A 21808-nucleotide genomic window follows, 5' to 3' on the forward strand; every position below is an offset into this window, starting at 1 on the left:
GTCGGGCCTTAGACGGCCAGACGCTTGCGGCCCTTGGCGCGGCGAGCGTTGATGACGGCACGGCCGCCGCGGGTCTTCATGCGGACCAGGAAGCCGTGGGTACGGGCGCGGCGGACTTTGGAGGCTTGGTAAGTGCGTTTCATGATGCTTTTTCCTAGGAACCCGCCGATGATCGATTGCGCCGGCGAGGATTGACGCCCCGAAACACACAAGAGGTTTTCAGGGAAACCCGCGATTATCACAAACATTTGCCGAACCAACAAATCCGGCCCTCGACGAGGGTATGGATGCGTTGCCGAATCGACCGCCGATCAGGGTGTGGATAAGGTTTTGACAAGTTAGAATGCCCGACGCCCTGACGAGGCAACTATCCACAACACGACAACCAGAAAAATGACCGAGGGACGCCCCTTTCTCACTGCCCATGCCGAACGACGGCGCGGGTGACAGCCTCTGGCAGGCCTGCGTCGACCAGCTCGCGCAGGAGCTGTCCGAGCAACAGTTCAACACCTGGATCAAGCCGCTGACCGCACAGGTCACGGACGACCTGTCGCGCATGACCGTGTTCGTCGCGAACCGCTTCAAGCTCGACTGGATCCGGGCCCAGTACGCCAGCAAGATCGCGGCCATGGCCGAGAAGATCTACGGCCAGTCGGTGCATGTCGAGTTAGCGCTTGCTCCGCGGGAAGCGCCCGTGCGCAGTGCACCCATGGCCGTCATGGCCGAAACGGATGTACCGCGTGACGTGGCCGGCCTGGGCGAGGATGCGGCCTCGGCTGCCTTCAAGAATCGCCTGAATTCCGGCCTCACCTTCGACACCCTGGTCGAGGGCACCGCCAACCGCATGGCGCGCGCGGCGGCCATGCACGTGTCGGGCATGCCGGGCCATCTGTACAACCCGTTGTTCATCTACGGCGGCGTCGGCCTGGGCAAGACCCACCTGATGCACGCGGTGGGCAACCGGCTGCTGGCTGACCGGCCCGATTCCAAAGTTCTCTACATCCACGCCGAACAGTTTGTGTCGGATGTGGTCAAGGCCTACCAGCGCAAGACTTTCGACGAGTTCAAGGAGCGCTACCACTCGCTCGACCTGCTGCTGATCGACGACGTGCAGTTCTTCGCCAACAAGGACCGCACGCAGGAAGAGTTCTTCAACGCGTTCGAGGCGCTGCTGGCCAAGAAGTCGCACATCGTGATGACCAGCGACACCTACCCCAAGGGTCTCGCCGACATCCACGAGCGGCTGGTGTCGCGCTTCGATTCGGGGCTCACGGTGGCCATCGAGCCGCCCGAGCTCGAGATGCGCGTGGCCATCCTGATCAACAAGGCGCGCGCCGAGTCGGCCGAGATGCCCGAAGAGGTCGCCTTCTTCGTCGCGAAGAACGTGCGCTCGAACGTGCGCGAGCTCGAAGGCGCGTTGCGCAAGATCCTCGCGTATTCGCGCTTCAACCAGAAAGAGATCTCGATCGCCCTGGCGCGCGAGGCGCTGCGCGACCTGCTGTCGATCCAGAACCGGCAGATCTCGGTGGAAAACATCCAGAAGACGGTGGCCGACTACTACAAGATCAAGGTCGCCGACATGTACAGCAAGAAGCGCCCGGCCAGCATCGCGCGGCCGCGGCAGATCGCGATGTACCTGGCCAAGGAGCTGACCCAGAAGAGCCTGCCGGAAATCGGCGAGCTCTTCGGTGGCCGCGACCACACGACGGTGTTGCACGCGGTGCGCAAGATCTCGGGCGAGCGCCAGCAGCTCACCGAGCTCAACCAGCAGCTCCACGTGCTCGAACAGACCCTCAAGGGCTAGTCACCGGCACCCGCTAATCTCGGCACTGCACGAATCAACGAATCGAACGAAACGAGGAAGAGGTAAGAGATGATCGTCCTGAAGGCAACACAAGACAAAGTTCTCGCCGCGCTGCAGTCGGTGGCGGGCATCGTGGAGCGGCGGCACACGCTGCCGATCCTGGCCAACGTGCTGATCCGCAAGACCGGCGGCCAGCTGCAGCTCACGACCAGCGACCTGGAAATTCAGATCCGCACGACGGCCGAGCTGGGTGGGGACGAAGGCAACTTCACCACGACCATCGGCGCACGCAAGCTGATCGACATCCTGCGCACCATGCCGACCGACCAGACCGTGAGCCTCGAATCGAGCGCGAGCAAGCTGGTGCTCAAGGGCGGCAAGAGCCGCTTCACGCTGCAATCGCTGCCGGCGGAAGACTTCCCGCTGGTGCAGGAAGCCGCCAATTTCGGCCCGGTGTTCAGCGTGCCGCAGAAGACGCTGAAGGATTTGCTGCAGCAGGTGTCGTTCGCGATGGCCGTGCACGACATCCGCTACTACCTCAACGGCATCCTGTTCGTGGCCGAAGGCAAGCAGCTGAGCCTGGTGGCCACCGACGGCCACCGCCTGGCCTTCGCCTCGGCGACGCTCGAGGTCGAGGTACCGCGCCAGGAAGTGATCCTGCCGCGCAAGACCGTGATCGAGATGCAGCGCCTGCTGTCCGACGCCGAAGGCGCCATCGAAATGCAGTTCGCCAACAACCAGGCGAAGTTCAGCTTCGGCGGCATGGAGTTCGTTACCAAGCTGGTCGAGGGCAAGTTCCCCGACTACAACCGCGTGATCCCGAAGGCGCACAAGAACAGCGTCACGCTGGGCCGCGCCACGCTGCTGGCCAGCCTGCAGCGCACCGCCATCCTGACCAGCGACAAGTTCAAGGGCGTGCGCCTGAACCTGGAGCCGGGCACGTTGCGCATCGCCTCGAACAACGCCGAACAGGAAGAGGCCCAGGACGAACTCGACATCGATTACGGCGGCGACGCCATCGAGATCGGCTTCAACGTGACCTACCTGATCGACGCGCTGTCGAACATGAGCCAGGACATGGTCAAGCTCGACCTGGCCGACTCCAACAGCTCCGCGCTGCTGACGATTCCCGAGAACGCGAACTTCAAGTACGTCGTGATGCCGATGCGCATTTGACGCGTTCCCGTCGACAGCCCTTGCACCCACAACCCGCGGCCGCCGCGGGTTGGGTCTTTCAAGAGACCCCAGAACCTGTTTCCCCAGAGAGGATGTGTCCCCAATGAGCGAAGAAAACAAGCCGGAAACACCGCACACCGAACCGGTCTACACGCCTGAGATCGAGAGCGCGATCCCGATCGAGATCACGCCGCCCGACACCTCGTACGGCGAAGGCTCGATCACCATCCTCGAAGGCCTGGAAGCCGTGCGGAAGCGCCCCGGCATGTACATCGGCGACACCTCCGACGGCACCGGCCTGCACCACCTGGTGTTCGAGGTCGTCGACAACTCGATCGACGAGGCGCTGGCCGGCTACTGCGACGACATCGTCGTCACCATCCACACCGACAACTCGATCTCCGTCACCGACAACGGCCGCGGCATCCCGACCGGCGTGAAGATGGACGACAAGCACGAGCCCAAGCGCTCGGCCGCGGAGATCGCGCTGACCGAACTGCACGCCGGCGGCAAGTTCAACCAGAACAGCTACAAGGTCTCGGGCGGCCTGCACGGCGTGGGCGTGTCCTGCGTGAACGCGCTGAGCGTGATGCTTCGCCTGGTGGTGCGCCGCGAAGGCAAGATCCACGAGCTGGAATTCAGCCGCGGCTTCGTGCAGAACCGGATCATCGAGAAGGTGAACGGCGTCGAAGTCTCGCCGATGAAGATCGTCGGCGACACCGACAAGCGCGGCACCGAAGTGCACTTTTTGCCCGACACCACGATCTTCATCGAGAACTCGGACTTCCACTACGAGATCCTTTCCAAGCGCCTGCGCGAACTGAGCTTCCTGAACAACGGCGTGCGCATCCGCCTGAAGGACGAACGCAGCGGCAAGGAAGACGACTTCTCCGGCGCCGGCGGCGTCAAGGGCTTCGTCGAGTTCATCAACAAGGGCAAGACCGTCCTGCACCCCAACGTGTTCTACGCGGAGGGCCGGCGCCCGGCCGAAACCTATGGCGGCATCCCGGGGACGGAGATCGGCGTCGAAGTCGCGATGCAGTGGAACAGCGGCTACAACGAGCAGGTGCTGTGCTTCACCAACAACATCCCGCAGCGTGACGGCGGCACCCACCTGACCGGCCTGCGCGCCGCGATGACGCGCGTCATCAACAAGTACATCGAAGAGAACGAGTTCGCCAAGAAGGCGAAGGTCGAGGTCACCGGCGACGACATGCGCGAAGGCCTGTGCTGCGTGCTGAGCGTGAAGGTGCCCGAGCCGAAGTTCTCGAGCCAGACCAAGGACAAGCTGGTGTCCAGCGAGGTGCGCGCGCCGGTGGAAGACATCGTCGGCAAGCTCCTGACCGACTACCTGCAGGAACGCCCGGCCGACGCCAAGATCATCTGCGGCAAGATCGTCGAAGCCGCCCGTGCCCGCGAGGCCGCCCGCAAGGCCCGCGAAATGACGCGCCGCAAGGGCGTGCTCGACGGCATGGGTCTGCCCGGCAAGCTGGCCGACTGCCAGGAGAAGGACCCGGCGCTGTGCGAGGTCTACCTGGTGGAGGGCGACTCCGCCGGCGGCTCCGCCAAGCAGGGCCGCGACCGGAAGTTCCAGGCCATCCTCCCGCTGCGCGGCAAGATCCTGAACGTCGAGAAGGCACGCTACGAGAAGCTGCTGACCAGCAACGAAATCCTGGTGATGATCACCGCGCTGGGCACCGGCATCGGCCGTGCCGGCGCCACGACGAACGGCGGCGGCGCCGACGACTTCAACGTCGCCAAGCTGCGCTACCACCGCATCATCATCATGACCGACGCCGACGTCGACGGCGCCCACATCCGCACGCTGCTGCTGACCTTCTTCTACCGGCAGATGCCGGAGCTGGTCGAGCGCGGCCACATCTATATCGCGCAGCCGCCGCTCTACAAGGTGAAGGTCGGCAAGGAAGAGCAATACCTCAAGGACGGCCCGGCGCTCGACGCCTTCCTGCTGAAGGTGGCGCTGCAGAACGCGAGCATCGAGACCGGCGGCCCGACCCCGACCACGCTCGCCGGCGACACGCTGGCCGAGCTGGCGCGCAAGCACCAGCTGGCACAGGCCGTGATCGCGCGCCTCGGCGTATTCATGGACGCGGCCGCGCTGCGCGCCATCGCCGACGGCGTGTCGCTCGACCTCGACACCCCGGCCAGCGCCGAAGCCTCGGCCATCGCGCTGCAGGCCAAGCTGCGCGAACTCAACGAAACCGGCGTGCCCGCCGAAGTCGCGAGCGAGTTCGACGTGCGCACCGACAAGCCGATTCTGCGCATCAGCCGCCGCCACCACGGCAACATCAAGAGCAGCGTGATCACGCAGGACTTCGTCCACGGCGCCGACTACGCCGCACTCGCCACCGCGGCCAACACCTTCCGCGACCTGCTGGGCGAAGGCGCCATCGTGAAGCGGGGCGAGGGCGAGCGCGCGAAGGAAGAGAAGGTCTCCGACTTCCGCATCGCGATGAAGTGGCTGATCGGCGAAGCCGAGCGCACCACCTCACGCCAGCGCTACAAGGGCCTGGGCGAAATGAACCCCGAGCAGCTCTGGGAAACCACGATGGACCCGACCGTGCGCCGCCTGCTGCGCGTGCAGATCGACGACGCCATCGAAGCCGACCGCGTGTTCACCATGCTGATGGGCGACGAAGTGGAGCCGCGCCGCGAGTTCATCGAGCAGAACGCGCTGCGGGCGTCGAATATCGACGTGTGATGATGATGGCCGGGCACCAGCGCCCATGAGCTGGCTCGGCGACACGGCACAACGCGTGCAACGCACGGTCCTGGCCACGCCGGGACTGGGCGTGATCGTGAGGGCGATCCGCAACTACATCGTCCACCAGAGCGCCAACCAGGCGGGCAGCCTCGCGTTCTCGTCGGTGCTGGCGATGTTTCCATTGCTGATCCTGCTGTCGGCCGCGGCCGGTTTCGTCGGGCAGCCGGGCGATGCGGCGGCCCTGGTCGAGCGCGTGATCGGCTATGCGCCGCAGGTGGTGCGCGACGCCATGCAGCCCGTCATCCGGCAGGTGCTGGCGCAGCGCAACCAGGCGCTGCTGACGATCGGCGTGCTCGCCACGCTGTGGACCGCCTCGTCGGGCATGCAGGCGGTGCGCTCGGCACTGAACCGGGCCTACGGCATCGAGCGGGGCCTGCCGTTCTGGAAGGCGCGCATCAAGTCGACCCTGTTCACGGTGGTCGTGGGCGCCGGCGTGCTGGCCGCGTTCAGCTCGGTGGTGGTCATGCCCTACGTGTGGGCGTTGCTCGAGCAAAGCGTGGGTGCGGGGCAGGACACCCTCTGGCTGCGCAACAGCGTGCGCTACGGTTCGGCGTACCTGGTGCTGACGGTGCTGTACGCGCTGCTCTACGGCTGGCTGCCCGACATCCGCCAGCGCCTCTACACCGTGATGCCGGGCGCCCTGATGGGCGCGGCGCTGTGGGTGGGCGCCGCTGCGACGCTGTCGTACACCCTGCGCACCGCCGGCAAGCTCGCCTTGCTCTACGGCAGCTTCGCGGGCGTGGTGGCCACGCTGGTTTTTCTCTACATCAGCGCGACCACGCTGATCTTCGGCGCGGAGATCAACGGGGTGCTGCGCGAGAAGGTGGCGGGGCCTTCGCATGCGGATCCTTGAACTCAAGCAGCGCTTGCGCGCGGCCGGCGCGGGCCCCAGCCATGAGCAGCGCATCCTGCGGCTGTGGTCGCATGCGCTGCCCCGGAACAGCGGCCGGCGGCTGCCTGCGAGCTTCTTCCCGTCATCGCTAATGGCGGCCCTGCCGGCCATCGAGGCCGAGCTGGCCGGGCTCGCACGCGTCCAGTCGGTGCACCCGGGCGACGACGGGGCCGAGCGGCTGCTCGTCGCGCTGGCGGACGGGCAGACGGTGGAAAGCGTGCTGCTGCCCGGCGGCGGCCTGTGCGTCTCGTCGCAGGTGGGGTGCGCCGTTGGCTGCCGCTTCTGCATGACGGGGCGCGACGGCTTGCTGCGCCAGGTCGGCAGTGCCGAAATCATCGCCCAGGTCGCGCTCGCGCGGCTGCGCCGGCCGGTGCGCAAGGTCGTGTTCATGGGCATGGGCGAACCGGCCCACAACCTCGACAACGTGATGGAGGCCATCGAACTGCTGGGCACAGTGGGCAACGTCGGCCACAAGAACCTGGTGTTCTCCACCGTCGGCGACCCGCGCGTGTTCGAGCGGCTGGATCGGGAGCGCGTCAAGCCGGCGCTGGCGCTGTCGCTGCACACGACCCGGGCCGACCTCCGGAAAGAGCTGCTGCCGCGCGCGCCGGCCATGACGCCCGAAGAACTGGTCGATGCCGGCGAGCGCTACGCCCGCGCCACCGGCTACCCGATCCAGTACCAGTGGACGCTGCTCGAAGGCATCAACGACGGCGACGACGAGATCGAGGGCATCGTGCGGCTGCTGTCGGGCAAGTACGGCGTACTGAACATGATCCCGTTCAACGCCGTCGATGGCGTCGCCTTCAGCCGCCCCACACTGGCGCGCTGCGAGGCGATGGCGCGCACGCTGCACGCCCGCGGCATCCTCACAAAGCTGCGGCACTCGGCCGGCCAGGACATCGACGGTGGCTGCGGTCAGCTGCGCGCGCGGGCCCGTGAGGTGCCGGTCGTCTTCCGCAAGGACGCTGCTGCCCCACCCATCGCACGCTGAAGGTAGGGCGCGGTTCGGCTGGTCGTCGACAGCGCCACTTCCTGCGGCGTGCCGCACGCCACCAGTTGGCCGCCACGGTCGCCCGCGCCCGGCCCGAGATCGATCACCCAATCGCTGCCCGCGACCACGCGCATTTCGTGCTCGATCACGACGACGGTGTTGCCCGCATCGACCAACGCGTGCAGCTGCACCATCAGCTTGTCGACATCGGACGGATGCAGGCCGGTGGTCGGCTCGTCCAGCACGTACAGGGTCTGGCCGCGCTGTGCGCGCTGTAGCTCGGTGGCCAGCTTGATGCGCTGCGCTTCGCCACCCGACAGCTCCGTCGCCGGCTGCCCCAGTCGCAGGTAGCCCAGCCCGATCAGGCGCAACAGGGCGAGCGGGCGCTGCACCGTCGGTTCGTCGGCGAAGAAGTCGTGCGCTTCGTCGACCGTCATGCCGAGCACGTCGGCGATGCTGCGGCCGTTCCACTGCACCGCGAGCGTTTCTTCGTTGTACCGCGCGCCGTGGCAGGTCGGGCAGGGCGCGTACACGCTGGGCATGAAGAGCAGCTCCACGCTGACGAAGCCTTCGCCCTCGCAGGTCGGGCAGCGGCCCTTCGCCACGTTGAACGAGAAGCGGCCGGCGTCGTAGCGCCGCGCATTCGCCGCCGGCGTGGCGGCGAAGAGCTTGCGCACCGGATCGAACAGCCCGGTGTAGGTCGCGAGGTTCGATCGCGGCGTGCGGCCGATGGGCTTCTGATCGACGCGCACCAGGCGGCGCACGCGCGCGATGTCGCCGCCGAGCCGACCGGCGGTCGCCGATGCGAGTGTGGCGCTCGGCATGTCGTCACCGGTGGCCTCGTCGTCGGCTGCCGGCGGCTCGTGACCCAGATGCGCCGACACCAGATCGATCAGCGCCTGGCTCACCAGGCTCGACTTGCCCGAGCCCGACACGCCGGTCACGGCCGTCAGCACCCCCAGCGGAACGTCGGCGTCGACGTCCCGCAGGTTGTTGCGCGTGACACCTTCCAGCCGCAGCCACCCCGTCGGTGCGCGTGGCTGCCGCGCGGTGGCAAGGGCCGGGTCGGCGAACAGGTAGCGCGCCGTGTGGGATGCGGCCACCGATTGAAGTCCAGCAGGCGGCCCGCTGTACAGCACCCGGCCGCCTTGTTCGCCGGCATCGGGGCCGACGTCGACCAGCCAGTCGGCCTGGCGCATCACGTCGAGGTCGTGTTCGACCACGAAGAGCGAGTTGCCCGCACGCTTGAGTGCATGCAGCGCGTCGAGCAGCGCCTCGGCATCGGCCGGATGCAGGCCCGCCGAAGGCTCGTCGAGCACATACACCACGCCGAAGAGGTTGGAGCGGATCTGCGTGGCCAGGCGCAGCCGCTGCAACTCGCCCGGCGACAGCGTCGGTGCGCTGCGGTCGAGCGACAGGTAGCCCAGGCCCAGGGCGCGCAGCGTCTCCACGCGCGCCAGCACCTCCTGCGTGATGCGCTGGGCGGCGATGCGTTTTTCTTCCGAGAGTTCGGGCGTGCGGCGCACGTCGGGCGATGCGGCGTGCGCCGCGCCCCCGGCGGCCACGCGCTGCGTCGCATCGCGGCGCGAGGCCTCGCGGCTGCGCACCGACGACCGGCCCGAGGCCTCCAGCGAGCCCGCGGCGGCCGGCGCCAGCACCGCCGCCAGCCGGTCGAGCGGCAGGCGGCCCAGCGCCCCGATGTCGTGGCCCGCGAAGGTCACGCTCAGCGCTTCGGGCTTCAGGCGCTTGCCGTCGCAGGTCGGGCACACGCTGCCGACCATGTAGCGCGCCGCGCGCTTCTTCATCAGGGCACTCTGGGTGGTGGCGAAGGTGTGCAGCACGTAGCGGCGCGCACCCATGAAGGTGCCCTGGTAGCTCGGCTCCATCTTGCGGCGCAGCGCCGCGCGGGTCTCCGCCGGCGTGAAGCCGGCGTACACCGGCACGGTCGGCTGCTCGTCGGTGAAGAGGATCCAGTCGCGGTCCTTGCGCGACAGGTCGCGCCAGGGGGTGTCGACGTCATAGCCCAACGTGACCAGGATGTCGCGCAGGTTCTGCCCCTGCCACGCGGGCGGCCAGGCGGCGATGGCACGATCGCGGATGCTCAGCGAATCGTCGGGCACCATCGATCGCTCGGTCACCTCGTACACATGGCCCAGGCCATGGCAGGTCGGGCAGGCGCCCTGCGCGGTGTTGGGCGAAAAGTCTTCCGCGAACAGCATCGGTTGCTGTGGCGGGTAGTGGCCGGCGCGCGAGTACAGCATGCGCAGCAGGCTCGACAGCGTGGTCACGCTGCCGACCGACGAGCGCGTGCCCGGCGTGCCGCGCTGCTGCTGCAGCGCCACGGCCGGTGGCAGGCCGTCGATGGCATCCACCGCGGGCACGCCGACCTGGTCGATCAGGCGCCGCGCGTAGGGCGCGACCGATTCGAAGTAACGGCGCTGCGCTTCGGCGTAGAGCGTGCCGAAGGCGAGCGACGACTTGCCCGAGCCCGACACGCCGGTGAAGACGACCAGCGCATCGCGCGGGATGTCGACATCCACGTCCTTGAGGTTGTGCTCGCGCGCACCGCGCACCCGCACGAAGGCGCTCAGGTCGCGCTCGTCGCGCCCGTGTTGCCCATCCCGCGCGTTCACGGCAGCATGACCTTGTCGGGCGTCATGGGCGTGCTGCGCACACGCCGCCCCGTGGCGTGGAAGATCGCGTTGGAGATGGCCGCCGAAACGCCGACGATCCCGATCTCGCCCACGCCCTTGGCGCCCAGGCTGCTCACGACGCGGTCGTCCTCGTCAACGAAGACGACGTCGATGTCATGGATGTCGGCATTCACCGCCACATGGTATTCGCTCAGGTTGTGATTCATGAAGCGGCCGAGCCGGTGGTCGGCGTGCGTCTCCTCATGGAGCGCCTGGCTGATGCCCCACACCACCGAACCCGTGACCTGGCTGCGCGCCGTCTTGGCATTGATGATGCGGCCGGCGGCGATGGCGCTGACGACGCGCGTCACGCGCACGGTGCCAAGCAATTCGTCGACCTTCACCTCACAGAACACGGCCGAGTGCGTAGCGCGCACGTACTTCTTCTGCTGGAGCACATGCGGCAGCATCAGGTACTTCTCTTCGATGCGGACCTCGCCGGAAGCCGCGAGGATGTCGACCAGCCGGATGGCGTGCGAAGGCGTGGCACGCAGGCGCACCGTCCCGTCGGCGAAGTCGACCTCGTTCAGCCTGGCCCGTCGCAGCGGCGAGCCCTCCATCGCACGTGCCATCTTGAGCAGCCGCTTCTGCAGCTTCCTGCAGACGCCTTCGACCGCCGAGCCGACCGTCGTCACGTGCGACGACCCCCCTTCGATGGGCGCGACCGGCAGGGTCGAATCACCCAGCTGGAACTGCACCTGTTCCATCGGCAGGCCCATCGCCGCGGCCGCGATCTGCGCCATGACGGTGTAGGTGCCGGTGCCGATGTCGGTGGCCGCGCAGCTCACCACCAGGTGACCGTCGGCATGCAACACGGCGCTGGCGCGAGCGAACATCTGCATCGCGTCCCAGGTGCCGGTCGCCATGCCCCAGCCGACAAGTTCGGTGCCTTCGCGCATCGTGCGTGGCTGCAGCGGGCGCAGGGCCCAGCCGAAACGCGCCGCGCCCTGTTCGTAGCAGGCCCGCAGTGCCTTGGTGGAGTAGGGCAGGTCGTCCATCGGGTTGCGCTCGGCGTAGTTCTTCAGGCGCAGTGCCAGCGGGTCCATGCCGAGCGCGTACGACAGCTCGTCCATCGCCACCTCCAGCGCGTGCACGCCGTGCGCCGCGCCGGGGGCGCGCATGTCGATGGGGCTGTGCTGGTCGAGCTCGACGACCTGGTAACCCAGCTTGATGTTGTCGCAGGCGTAGAGCTGGCCCGACCAGTTCACCACCACCTCGACATAGTCCTCGAAACGCGAGGTCTCGGCGATGGCGTGGTGCACGATCGCGCGCAGCGTGCCGTCGCCATCGGCGGCCAGCTTCACGCGCTGCAGCGTCTCGGGACGATGGCCGAAGGTGAACATCTGCTGGCGCGTGAGCACCACGCGCACCGAGCGGTCGAGGTGCAACGAGGCCATCACCGCCAGCGGCAACTGGTGCTGCGGGCGCAGGCCCGAACCGAAGGCGCCCCCGACATACGGATTGCGCACCGTCACCTTGTCCTTCGACAGGCCGAACACATGCGACACGTACCAGCGGCTGTTCTGCGAGCTCTGCGTCTTGTCGTAGATCGTCAGGTGGCCGTCGGCGCCGCGGATCACGGTCGACGCAAACAGCTCCATCGGGTTGTGGTGCTCGACGCCGCTGTGGTACTCGGCCTCGACCTTCACCGGCGCGGCGGCGAAGGCGCTTTCGGCGTCGCCCTTCTCGTCGGGCGGCGGCGAGTAGCCGGCCTTCAGGCGGCTGGGTTGGCGGCCGCGCGCGAGGTTGGCCATCAGGTTCGTGTCGTGCGGCTCTTCCTCGTACTGCACGCGCACCAGTGCGGCGGCATGGCGTGCGGCCTCGAAGGTCTCGGCCACGACCAGCGCGATCGGCTGGCCGCTGTAGAGGATCTTGTCGTCGTGCAGCGGCTTGAAGGGCGAGCCGCCCGGGGCGGTCATGTCCTTGTAGAAGAGGCCGAAGCTGCGCATCTTCGGGCGGTTGTCGTGCGTGAGCACATCCAGCACGCCGGGCACTGCACGCGCGGCAGCCAGGTCGAAGCCGACGATGCGGCCTTTCGCGATGGTGCTGTTGACCACCACGCCGTAGGCCAGGTCGGCCGCCGGGTGCTCGGCCGCGTAGCGCGCCGTGCCGGTCACCTTGGCGCGGCCGTCGACGCGCGAGACGGGCATGCCGATTTGCACGGCACCGGTGCCGGCTTCGGCCGAGGGCACCTGGAGGGCTTCGATGAGATCGGTCATGCGCGCGTTCCTTCGCTCGAATCCGGAGCGCTCTCGCCCACGTTGGTCACGGTGCCCGCCGCGGCGACTTCGAGCGCACGCACGACGGCGCGGCGCGCCAGCGGGATCTTGAAATCGTTGTCGCCCTGGCCGCGTGCGTCGCGCAGCAGCGCATCGGCCAGCTGCGCGAAGGTCTCCGCAGTGGCCGGCGCGCCGACCAGCAGCGATTCGGCCTGCGGCAGCCGCCACGGCTTGTGCGCGACACCGCCGAGCGCGACGCGCACCTCGCGCACCGTGCCGTCGGGCGCGAGGTCGAGCGCCGCCGCCACCGACACCAGCGCGAAGGCATACGACGCGCGGTCGCGCAGCTTCAGGTACGCGCTGTGGGCGGCGAACTGCGCAGCGGCCGGCAAATGGATGTGCGTGATCAGTTCGTCGGCCGCCAGCGTGGTGTCGTCTTCCGGCCGGTCGGCGGGCAGGCGATGGAAGTCGGTGAAGGGAATGTGCCGCACGCCACGGGTCGACTGCACCTGCACCGTGGCGTCGAGCGCGGCCAGCGCCACGCACATGTCCGACGGGTGCGTCGCGATGCACTGCTCGCTCGCGCCCAGGATCGCATGGATGCGGTTCAGCCCACCGATCGCTGGACAGCCGCTGCCGGGCACGCGCTTGTTGCACGGCACGCCGGCATCGTAGAAGTAGTAGCAGCGGGTGCGCTGCAGCAGGTTGCCGCCGTTGGTCGCCATGTTGCGGATCTGCGGCGACGCGCCCGCCAGGATGGCCGATACCAGCAGCGGGTAGCGCTCGCGCACCAGGGGGTGGTAGGCGGTGTCGGCGTTGCGGGCGAGGGCGCCCAGGCGCAGTCCGCCTTCCTCGGCTTCTTCGATGCCGTCGAGCGCGAGGCGGCTGATGTCGACCAGACGCACCGGGTGCATCAGGTTTTCCTTCATCAGGTCGAGCAGATTGGTGCCACCGGCGATGAACTTCGCCTGGCCCGTCGCGATGTCGGCAACCGCTGCATCGGCATCGGCCGGGACGGCGTAGGTGAACGGGTTCATGCCGGCACCGTCCCGATCACGATGCGGCGGCGCCTGTCGTCGGTCTGCCCCACCGGCACGCCCATGACCTCGCCGATCGCCTGCACGATCTGCGGGTAGGCGCCGCAGCGGCAGATGTTGCCGCTCATCAGTTCGCGCAGGTCGGCCTCGGTGCGCGCCTGGCCTTCGTTCATCAGGCCCATTGCGGAGCACAACTGGCCGGGCGTGCAGTAGCCGCACTGGAAAGCGTCGTGCGCGATGAAGGCCTGCTGCAGCGGGTGCAGTTCTGCACCGTCCGCGATGCCCTCGACGGTCACGATGTCGCGGCCGTCCTGCATCACGGCCAGCGTGAGGCAAGCGTTGATGCGCTTGCCGTCGACCAGCACCGTGCAGGCGCCGCACTGGCCGTGGTCGCAGCCTTTCTTGGTGCCGGTGAGGTTCAGGCGATCGCGCAGCAGATCGAGCAAGCTCACCCAGGGCTGCAGCGCGAGTTCGTGGTGTTGCCCGTTGACGCGCAGCGACACGGCGTGGCCAGCGGCTTCAAGGTCGGTGGGTGTTGAAAGGGTGGGGCGGTCCACGGCATGTCCTTCAAATGGGCTGGTGGTTTTTGCATCGGGAATTTGCACGGTCACCGACGCACGCCGTGCCGCGTGTAAGACAAGGGAGGGAAAGCGCCGTGATGGCGCGACGGCCTCGCGCTGCGTGCTAGCGTCGCGCCTTTCAAGAATCTCCCGTTTCAGCCATGCGCCAGACTGACAAGAAAAGCCACAAGAGCCGCCTGACCCCCATCGTGCTGACGGCCGTGCTGACCCTCGCGGCCACCCTGCTGGTCCTGAACTTCACCGGCGGCGAGAAGAAGATCGACGAGCAGGTCACGCGCGAATATGCGCTGCACGACCCGCAGTTCCAGCGCGCGCTGGGCGTGCTGCTGGGCCCGCCGATCACCGAGGGCAACCGCTTCGAAGCGCTGCACAACGGCGACAGGATCTTCCCGCCCATGCTGGACGCGATCCGCGGTGCAACGCAGAGCGTGACCTTCGAGACCTACATCTACTGGTCCGGCGACATCGGCCGTGCCTTCGCCGACGCGCTGAGCGAGCGGGCACGCGCAGGCGTCAAGGTGCACGTGCTGCTCGACTGGGTGGGCAGCGCGAAGATCGACGACGACTTTCTCAAGGAAATGGAAGCGTCGGGCGTGGTCATCCGCAAGTTCCACAAGCCGAGCTGGTACGACATCGCGCGGATGAACAACCGCACCCACCGCAAGCTGCTGGTGGTCGACGGGCGCGTCGGCTTCACCGGCGGCGTGGGCATCGCACCCGAATGGACCGGCAACGCGCAGGACCCCGAGCACTGGCGCGATTCGCACTACCGCGTCGAAGGGCCGGTGGTCGCGCAGATGCAGTCGGTCTTCATGGACAACTGGATCAAGACCTCGGGCGAGGTGCTGCACGGTGAACGTTACTTCCCGAAGATCACGCCCGTCGAGGCGGCAGCGCGTGCCGTCGCCGACGGCGCACAGAGCGGCGGGCGCGCCCAGATGTTCAGCAGCTCGCCCACCGGCGGCAGCGAGAGCATGCACCTGATGTACCTCCTGGCCATCGCGGCGGCCACCCGGACCATCGACCTGTCGAGCGCGTACTTCGTGCCCGACGCGCTCACCGTCGATGCGCTGGTCGCGGCGATGAAGCGTGGCGTGCGGGTGCGCATCATCACGCCCGGCCCGCTGATCGACGCCAGCACGGTGCGCCGCGCGTCGCGCGCCACCTGGGGGCCGCTGCTCGCGGCCGGCGCGCAGATCAGCGAGTTCCAGCCGACCATGTTCCATTGCAAGGTGTTCACCGTCGACGGCCTGCTGGTGTCGGTCGGCTCCACCAACTTCGACAACCGTTCGTTCCGCCTCAACGACGAGGCCAACCTCAACATCTACGACGAGGCCTTCGCCGCGCAGGAGACGCGCGTGTTCGAGGAAGACCTGAAGCGCGCCACACGGCTGACCTACGACGCCTGGCGCGCCCGGCCCTGGCACGAAAAGGCGATGGAACATCTGTCGTCGCTGCTCGCCACGCAGCTCTGAACGAACTGCCGCCCTCGAAGCGCCAGCGACGGTTGTCACGCCATCTACGCGTAAACGCTGTACCGTGCCCGATTGTTGCTAGGGAAGAATTCCCGACGCACCGTCGCACTGGAATTCCGGTACAGCATGACCCCCTTTCGCGTTACATCTGCCGTCGCACGCACCGTGGTGACCGCCGCCCTGGCCTGGGGCACCCTCGTCGCCGCGCAGGCCGCAGCGAATCCGCCGATCCGCATGGCCGACGGTGTCGAGTACATGTGCGGCGGCGCGGACAAGACCGAGGCGCAGTTCCTCCAGATGGTGTCGCCGCGCTGGGCTGCCACGCTCGAATTCGCCCTGGGGCAAGGCGCGCGCGGCGCGGCGCCGTCCGATGTGCGGGTTCTGGTGCGCGACAAGTACAACGGCAAGCTGGTGATGGAAACCACCGCCACCGGCCCGCTGATGCTGACGCGGCTCGAGCCCGGCTCGTACGACGTTGAAGCGACCCTGGGCGGCATCACGCTGACCCAGCAGGTGAACGTGTTCAACGGCATGCCGGTCAAGGCCCGCTTCGTCTGGCCGTCGAACATCGACGTGCCGCCGCTGGCCGGCAGCACCATGGTGACGCAGGACGCGTCTGCCGCGCGCCGCTGACGCACCGAAGGGCGCCTGAAGCGCCCCGCGCGCGGGCGCACCGCCTGCGCTTTTCTCCTGGCACGGGGCTTGAATGCGTCCTGGGCGCCTCGCACATGCGGTCGGGGCGCTTCTTCTGCCTCTCACCCGTCCCGCTCGCTCTCTCCGCATGCCGCTCCGCCCGCTTTCCCTCCTGACGGCCCTGCTGCACGTCTACATCGCCCTGCGCCTGTTGCCCGCGTTGTTCGCACTGACACCCGCCGGTGCGCTGCTGTTGCTGGCCGTGCTCGTCGTCTCCGCCGCGACCATTCCGCTGCCTTTCGTGGGCATGCGCACCGAGCGGCCCCCATTGCCCGACGCCTGGCGCTGGATCGGCCTGATCAGCATGGGCTGGTTCTCTTCGATGTTCGTCCTCACCCTGGCGCGCGATGCGGGGCTCGCGCTCACCTGGGGGGCCCAGTGGGCGGCCGGCGCGCAGGTCGAGGGGCCGGGCACCCAGCGGTGGAGCGCCGTCGCCGTGGCGCTGCTGGCGACGCTGGTCACGACCATCGGCTTCTTCAACGCGCGCCGCACCGCGCGGGTGCAGACGGTCGAGGTACCCATCGCCGGCCTGCCGCCGGCCCTCATCGGCTTCACGATCGCCCAACTCAGCGACATCCACGTCGGGCCGACCATCCGGCGCGGCTACATCCAGCGCATCGTCGACGTGGTCAACCGGCTGGAAGCCGACGCCATCGCCATCACCGGCGACCTGGTGGACGGCAGCGTGGCCGAGCTGCGCGACCACATCGCCCCGTTGGCCGACCTGCGCGCACGGCACGGCACCTTCGTGGTGACCGGCAACCACGAGTACTACGCCGGTGCGCACGCCTGGATCGACGAACTGCGCCGGCTCGGCCTGACGGTGTTGCTCAACGAGCATGTGCTGCTGGCGGCGCGGCGCGCCAAGGGCGCACAGACCGACGAGGAGGTCGGCGCGATGACGCTGCTGCTGGCCGGCGTGACCGACTACACCGCGGTGCACTTTGATGCCACGCATGCCAGCGACCCGCAGGCCGCCTTGGCCGGGGCACCCGAAGCGGTGACCACGCGGGTGCTGCTGGCGCACCAGCCACGCAGCGCCCCGGCGGCGGTGGAAGCGGGCTTCCAGTTGCAGATTTCCGGCCACACCCACGGTGGCCAGTTCTTCCCGTGGAACCTGTTCGTGCCGCTTCAACAGCCCTTCACGGCCGGCCTGAATCGCCTGGAGGGCATGTGGGTTTACACCAGCCGGGGCACCGGGTACTGGGGGCCGCCGAAGCGCTTCGGCGCACCGTCGGAGATCACCCTGCTCCGGCTGGTCGCGCGCTGATCAGGCCTCGGGCTGGGCGCCGAGGCGTCGCGCGTTGGCGGTGGCCTTGGCGTGGATCGGCTTGAGCCCGCGTTGCACCACCCGCGCGCTGGCGCTGCCCATTTGCGTGGCGGTCGCCACCGCACGATTCCCTGCGTTGAGCAGCTCATGGCTGTGCGCCGCCGCCTGCGCCGGCGTGAGGCTGGTGGCCAGGCCCATCAACGCCGTGACACCGCTGAGCCAGTCGCGCACCGAGCGGTTCATCAGCGAATAGCTCGCGGTGTGCAGCTGGTTGACGATGGCCGTGCTGGACTCGCTGGCTGCCGCCAACTTTTCATGGCTCATCAACTGGAACTCGGCCAGATCCGCCGCGCTCGGCGCGAGGCCCGCCTTGGCCATGCGCTCGGTTCGGATCTGGATGACCGAGCCGGACGACAGAAGCATCTCCTGGGTCTTGAGTGCGACGTCGGTCCACAGCATGAGGGGATTGAAAAAACGCGAGGAGAACGAGGAAGACATGGGCGCTTTTTTTCAGAGACGGAGGGGATCACTATAGGCCGATGGGGATGTTTTTGTTGCGCTGCAGCATTTCACGCGGGCGTGTCCTACCGATCGGCGAGCGAATTGCCAACTTATGCGCCTTTCCCCCGAGGCAATCATTCAGTTCGGCACAACAACTCCTGCGCGAATCCCATGAAAAGCCTGTCTCGCAACACCCGTTCGGCGGTCGCCACCGGCCTCCTGCTTCTCTGCGCCGGCACGGCCAGTGCCTTTGGCGACGCGACGCCGGGGATGTACCTCGAAGGCGGCAGCACCTTCCACGGCGGCACGGACGCCGATGCCTGGGCGATCGGCGCGGTGCTTCCCTGGTCGTGGCACGGGCGAGGCGCCGAGGACGGCACTTCGTTCGCATGGGATGTGTTCGCCAGCCAGTGGCGCGCACCCGAAGCCGTCGACGGCCGGCGTACCTATGCGCAGATCGGCGTCATCGCCACCTGGCGCTATCGCTTCGACCGCGGCACATCGCCCTGGTTCGTGGAAGGCGGTCTGGGCGGGACGGTGATGAACCACGTCTACCGCACCGCCGACGAGCCCTTCAGCACCGCCTTCCAGTTCACCGAGGTGGTGGGCATCGGCCGCAGCTTCGGTGCACGGGGCGAGCACGAACTGTCGGTGCGTGCGCAGCATGTGTCCAACGCGAGCATCAAGACACCCAACCCGGGTGCCAACTTCATGCGCTTGCGCTACCTCTACCGCTTCTGATGCGGCAGGTCGACGCGCGCCGCCGTCAGCGCGGCACGGCTTCGTGCATGTCGCCCTGCACCAGCAGGGTGGCCTTGGACAGATCCTCCAGCCACGCCGCATAGGCTTCGTCGCGCTGCGCCGGGTCGCCGCGCAGCAGTGCCGACGGATGCAACGCGACCAGCACCTGCTCGCCACGCGGCCCGGTCTGCCATTGCCCACGTTCCTGCATGACAGCCACGGGTCGCCCCAACACGGAACGTGCGGCGGTGGCACCCAGTGCCAGCACCGCGCGTGGCCGGACCTGCGCCATCTCGCTCTCGAGCCAGTGCAGGCAGGCCGCCGCCTCGCGCTGCGTCGGTGTCTTGTGGATGCGGCGCTTGCCGCGCAATTCGTACTTGAAGTGCTTCACCGCATTGGTCACATACAGCGCATCGCGCGGCCAGCCCAGGTCCGCGATGGCGCGGTCGAACAGCTGGCCTGCCGGGCCGACGAAGGGACGGCCGCGCAGGTCCTCCTGATCACCGGGTTGTTCGCCGACCACCATGAGCACCGCACCGATCGGCCCTTCGCCGAAGACCGACTGCGTGGCGTGCTCGCCGATCGGACACTCGCGGCAGCGGTCGGTGGCCCGTTTCAACTGCGTCAGCGCGTCGGCCGGGTCGGCCGACAAGCGCACGGCGGATGAACCCACGGCGTGCCCGTCATCGACGGCCTCCGGCCCGACCATCGGCTGCAGCGGCACGATCCGCCGCGCCGGCGCGGTGGGCGCCGCATCGATCATCCGGCCGCTTCGCGCCATCGCCTGGGCCGCGAGCGGCGAGATCAGCGCTGCCTCGGGCAGGTTCTGCCAGTAACGCCGCGGCATCTCTTTCTGCATCATCGCCAGCTTCAGCCGCGCAGGGTTGAAGATGTGCTCGTAGTAGGTGAGCCATAGGGCCTCGCCCGCATCGGCCGGTGGTGCATCCTCGCGGCGCGCGCCGGGGCCGATGTCGAGACGACCGCCAGCGAGATCCTCGACGCCATCGTCCGACGGGAACCAGCGCGCCGACCGTTGCGGTGTGAGGATGGCCCAGTGCATCTGCGTGAAGCGGCGCACGAAGAAGGGCGCCACCGCTTCGACGATGTGGTGCTCGGGGTCGAACCATGCGACATGCAGCGGCGGCAGACCGTCCCCTTGCGCGATCGGGCGAAAGCGGACGAAGGCCTTCATCTTGTGCATCTCGCGGCGCACCGCCTGGGCCATGTGCTGCACGCGCACACGCTCGGCATCCAGCGGGTCGTTCCGCAGGCCAGGCTCGTGCACCAGACGCCACAAGAGACGATAGAGCATGTCAAAACGGGCCGGGTCCGCGTGCAGCACCACGGTCTCGCAGAGCCGCACGAAAGCCGGTGGCACGACCGCGGAAGCACTGCCATGGCCAACGACGGTGCGCTGCGTCTCGAGCGAGGCGAAGAGGTCGCCCGCTGCGCTGGCCCGCGTGTGCCACACGACCTCTTCGGGCGGCACCTGTCGCGCCAGCAAGGCCCGCGCCTCGCTGCGGAAGCCGGGCCAGTCGGTGTCGCTTGCGAGCGTGACGGTCTGCGTGGTCATGCAGGCAATCTCGCGTGCAGACCCCGCGCGCCTTGTAGGCGCTCAGGTGGAAAAGAGCGAGGCCTGCACCGGCGCGGCGCGGAAGCGCGATGCGAGGTCGGCGGCATCGAGCGCGCGGCCCGGCCGGTGGTCGACCAGTTGCACGAAGGGCAGCACCTTCTTGAGCGGCACATGCAGTCGCGCGAGGTCGTCGCTGCGCACGCGTCGCACGCGCCGTGCGACGAGCAGGCGTTCCACCGCCTTCACGCCGAGGCCGGGCACACGCAGCAGCATCTCGCGCGGCGCGGTGTCCAGGTCGACCGGGAAGCGCTCGCGGTGCGCCAGCGCCCAGGCGAGCTTCGGGTCGACGTCGAGCGAGAGCATGCCGGCCGATCCGTCGGTGGCCGCGGGCACGATCTCGTCGTGCGCGAAGCCATAGAAGCGCATGAGCCAGTCGGCCTGGTAGAGCCGGTGCTCGCGCACCATCGACGGCGCGGCGAGTGGCAGCGACGACGAGGCGTCGGGGATCGGGCTGAAGGCCGAGTAGTAGACGCGGCGCAGGCGATAGGCACCGTAGAGCTGCGCGCTGGCCGAGAGGATGGTGCGGTCGTCGGTGGCATCGGCGCCGACGATCATCTGCGTGCTCTGGCCGGCCGGCGCGAAGACCGGTGCCGGTGCGCGGCGCGCGGTGGCCTGGGGCATCGACACCACGCGGCTCTTCGCCGCTTCGCGCTGCGCGTCCTTCGCATCGTCGATGTGCACCCGCAGCCGCGCCATCGAGCGCCGGATGGCCGCACCGTCCTTCTCGGGCGCGAGCGACGCCAGGCTCTGCTCGGTCGGCAGCTCGACGTTGATGCTCAGGCGGTCGGCATAGCGGCCGGCCTTCTGCAGCAGCTCGGGCGATGCGTCGGGGATGGTCTTGAGGTGGATGTAGCCGCGGAAGTCGTGCACCTCGCGCAGCACGCGCGCCACCTCGACGACCTGCTCCATCGTGTAGTCGGGGCTCTGGATGATGCCGCTGGACAGGAACAGGCCCTCGATGCAGTTGCGGCGGTAGAAGTCGAGCGTGAGCTGCACCACCTCGTCCACCGTGAAGCGCGCCCGCGGCACGTTGCTGGTCACGCGGTTCACGCAATAGAGGCAGTCGTACTGGCAGAAGTTGGTCAGCAGGATCTTCAGCAGCGAGATGCAGCGGCCGTCGGGCGCGTAGCTGTGGCAGATGCCCGAGCCTTCGGTCGACCCGATGCCGCGCCCACCCACCGAGTTGCGCGACCGCGTGCCGCTGGAGGCGCAGGAGGCGTCGTACTTGGCCGCGTCGGCGAGGATGGCGAGCTTGCGTTGCGTGTTCACTGGATGAATATACAGTGATGCAGCAACCCTCCGCGCAGGGCGGGT

Annotated in this window: 17 protein-coding genes; 9 read left to right on the forward strand and 8 right to left on the reverse strand. The window is 68.2% G+C overall.

Features of this window, described 5'->3' with window-relative positions; genetic code table 11:
• Nucleotides 1-8: 8 nt before the first annotated feature.
• Nucleotides 9-143, reverse strand: a complete 135-nt coding sequence (gene rpmH / locus ACSFA2_RS18000) for a 50S ribosomal protein L34 (RefSeq protein ID WP_007834827.1) — start codon at nt 141-143, stop codon at nt 9-11.
• Nucleotides 144-424: 281 nt separating this feature from the next.
• Between rpmH and dnaA the strand changes: the two genes are divergently transcribed.
• From dnaA to ACSFA2_RS18025, 5 genes are all read left to right on the forward strand, one after another.
• Entirely contained in the window at nt 425-1804 is a 1380-nt protein-coding gene (gene dnaA / locus ACSFA2_RS18005; protein ID WP_435456684.1) for a chromosomal replication initiator protein DnaA, read from the forward strand.
• 69 nt (nt 1805-1873) lie between these two features.
• Nucleotides 1874-2980: a DNA polymerase III subunit beta gene (gene dnaN, locus ACSFA2_RS18010; RefSeq protein ID WP_286647397.1), complete on the forward strand. Its 1107-nt coding sequence runs from the start codon at nt 1874-1876 to the stop codon at nt 2978-2980.
• Nucleotides 2981-3083: 103 nt separating this feature from the next.
• Entirely contained in the window at nt 3084-5702 is a 2619-nt protein-coding gene (gene gyrB / locus ACSFA2_RS18015; protein ID WP_435456685.1) for a DNA topoisomerase (ATP-hydrolyzing) subunit B, read from the forward strand.
• A gap of 25 nt (nt 5703-5727) precedes the next feature.
• Entirely contained in the window at nt 5728-6618 is an 891-nt protein-coding gene (locus ACSFA2_RS18020; RefSeq protein WP_435456687.1) for a YihY/virulence factor BrkB family protein, read from the forward strand.
• Nucleotides 6605-7651, forward strand: a complete 1047-nt coding sequence (locus ACSFA2_RS18025; protein ID WP_435456688.1) for an RNA methyltransferase — start codon at nt 6605-6607, stop codon at nt 7649-7651. Before ACSFA2_RS18020 ends, ACSFA2_RS18025 begins: the two co-directional genes overlap by 14 nt.
• Here the strand turns inward: ACSFA2_RS18025 and ACSFA2_RS18030 are convergent.
• From ACSFA2_RS18030 to ACSFA2_RS18045, 4 genes are read right to left on the reverse strand one after another with little or no spacing between them, the layout of a single operon-like run.
• Nucleotides 7576-10284 (reverse strand): excinuclease ABC subunit UvrA, encoded by a 2709-nt coding sequence (locus tag ACSFA2_RS18030; protein WP_435456689.1) that lies wholly within the window; start codon nt 10282-10284, stop codon nt 7576-7578. The two genes, ACSFA2_RS18025 and ACSFA2_RS18030, sit on opposite strands and share 76 nt — an antisense overlap.
• Complete coding sequence (locus tag ACSFA2_RS18035; protein ID WP_435456690.1) at nt 10281-12563, reverse strand: xanthine dehydrogenase family protein molybdopterin-binding subunit; 2283 nt, start codon at nt 12561-12563, stop codon at nt 10281-10283. Before ACSFA2_RS18035 ends, ACSFA2_RS18030 begins: the two co-directional genes overlap by 4 nt.
• Nucleotides 12560-13600 carry an FAD binding domain-containing protein gene (locus tag ACSFA2_RS18040; protein WP_435456691.1) on the reverse strand — a complete coding sequence of 347 codons (1041 nt, stop codon included), beginning with the start codon at nt 13598-13600 and terminating at the stop codon, nt 12560-12562. Before ACSFA2_RS18040 ends, ACSFA2_RS18035 begins: the two co-directional genes overlap by 4 nt.
• Nucleotides 13597-14157 carry a (2Fe-2S)-binding protein gene (locus tag ACSFA2_RS18045; protein ID WP_435456692.1) on the reverse strand — a complete coding sequence of 187 codons (561 nt, stop codon included), beginning with the start codon at nt 14155-14157 and terminating at the stop codon, nt 13597-13599. The genes ACSFA2_RS18040 and ACSFA2_RS18045 overlap by 4 nt, the downstream gene beginning before the upstream one ends.
• 164 nt (nt 14158-14321) lie before the next feature.
• Between ACSFA2_RS18045 and ACSFA2_RS18050 the strand changes: the two genes are divergently transcribed.
• The 3 genes from ACSFA2_RS18050 to ACSFA2_RS18060 all read left to right on the forward strand — a co-directional run bounded on the left by ACSFA2_RS18050 (nt 14322) and on the right by ACSFA2_RS18060 (nt 17619).
• A complete protein-coding gene (locus tag ACSFA2_RS18050) occupies nt 14322-15656 on the forward strand; it encodes a phospholipase D-like domain-containing protein (RefSeq protein ID WP_435456693.1) in 1335 nt (444 codons plus the stop codon).
• Between the two features lie 126 nt (nt 15657-15782).
• Nucleotides 15783-16289 carry a hypothetical protein gene (locus ACSFA2_RS18055; protein ID WP_435456694.1) on the forward strand — a complete coding sequence of 169 codons (507 nt, stop codon included), beginning with the start codon at nt 15783-15785 and terminating at the stop codon, nt 16287-16289.
• Nucleotides 16290-16437: 148 nt separating this feature from the next.
• Complete coding sequence (locus ACSFA2_RS18060) at nt 16438-17619, forward strand: metallophosphoesterase (RefSeq protein ID WP_435456695.1); 1182 nt, start codon at nt 16438-16440, stop codon at nt 17617-17619.
• Here ACSFA2_RS18060 and ACSFA2_RS18065 read toward each other — a convergent pair whose 3' ends face one another.
• The gene (locus tag ACSFA2_RS18065) at nt 17620-18078 is read right to left on the reverse strand and encodes a polyhydroxyalkanoate granule-associated phasin (protein ID WP_435456696.1); all 459 of its coding nucleotides are present in this window, start codon (nt 18076-18078) and stop codon (nt 17620-17622) included.
• A gap of 213 nt (nt 18079-18291) precedes the next feature.
• Here ACSFA2_RS18065 and ACSFA2_RS18070 point away from each other — a divergent pair, with 213 nt between their 5' ends.
• Entirely contained in the window at nt 18292-18861 is a 570-nt protein-coding gene (locus ACSFA2_RS18070; RefSeq protein ID WP_435456697.1) for an acyloxyacyl hydrolase, read from the forward strand.
• 25 nt (nt 18862-18886) lie between these two features.
• On the opposite strand, the gene ACSFA2_RS18075 is transcribed toward ACSFA2_RS18070, so the two are convergent.
• Both ACSFA2_RS18075 and ACSFA2_RS18080 read right to left on the reverse strand, forming a co-directional pair.
• Entirely contained in the window at nt 18887-20434 is a 1548-nt protein-coding gene (locus ACSFA2_RS18075; RefSeq protein ID WP_435456698.1) for a UdgX family uracil-DNA binding protein, read from the reverse strand.
• 42 nt (nt 20435-20476) lie between these two features.
• Nucleotides 20477-21763 carry a putative DNA modification/repair radical SAM protein gene (locus ACSFA2_RS18080; RefSeq protein ID WP_435456699.1) on the reverse strand — a complete coding sequence of 429 codons (1287 nt, stop codon included), beginning with the start codon at nt 21761-21763 and terminating at the stop codon, nt 20477-20479.
• Between the last annotated feature and the right edge of the window lie 45 nt (nt 21764-21808).

The sequence above is a fragment of the Variovorax cryoconiti genome, assembly GCF_051216395.1.
Taxonomy (GTDB): domain Bacteria; phylum Pseudomonadota; class Gammaproteobacteria; order Burkholderiales; family Burkholderiaceae_C; genus Variovorax.